This is a genomic window from Vibrio sp. 10N.222.55.C6 (assembly GCF_041473395.1).
Taxonomy (GTDB): Bacteria; Pseudomonadota; Gammaproteobacteria; order Enterobacterales; family Vibrionaceae; genus Vibrio; species Vibrio crassostreae_C.
In genome coordinates this window covers 1-532 of the sequence record NZ_JBFRSD010001223.1, presented here as the reverse complement: position 1 = coordinate 532, position 532 = coordinate 1, and the positions used below count along the sequence as shown (strand labels likewise).

At 43.2% G+C, this 532-nt stretch carries 2 protein-coding genes; both read right to left on the bottom strand.

Annotation, left to right across the window (positions count from 1 at the left end):
• Nucleotides 1-356: hypothetical protein (locus AB4486_RS28280; protein WP_372120147.1), on the bottom strand; the 356-nt coding region annotated here is incomplete at its 3' end.
• A partial coding sequence (locus AB4486_RS28275) for an HD-GYP domain-containing protein (RefSeq protein ID WP_372120145.1) occupies nt 349-532 on the bottom strand: 184 nt, incomplete at its 5' end. The genes AB4486_RS28280 and AB4486_RS28275, both read right to left, overlap by 8 nt.

Below are 532 nucleotides of genomic sequence, written 5' to 3'. Positions count from 1 at the left end.
GGGTCGAACTGTTGGAATGGAAATACATCGCCTCGCCCGTCGACTAACGCGGCTTTAGCCTCGACACGCGAGTTAACTGTGACAAACCGAACATGAACACCAAAACGCTGTTCAAGATCTAATGTCCAATCTTTGATGATCCCAGAAACCTGCCCATCATCATCGATGAATGAGTAAGGATAATGGTTGGCCAAGACAACAAAAGTTACCGTAGGTTGGTTTCCCAACCACTGATTTAACTCAGTATCTGTTACCTCAGCAGCATTCGTAGATCGCATTAGCAGCGACCACACCACAAGTGTAATGACCAGAAAAACAACCAAACGATTTAGCGACAACATCAAGCCATCACTCATCTCTAAATTTCTCTTTAATTGCTAGAATCTCAGGTAACTTCAGAAAAAACACATCAACGATAGTTGGATCAAAATGTTTGCCTTTCTGTTCTTCAAACAAGTTCAGCGCCTCATCAATACTCCAAGCTTTTTTATAAGGGCGCTCTGTGGTCAGGGCATCAAACACATCAGCAACA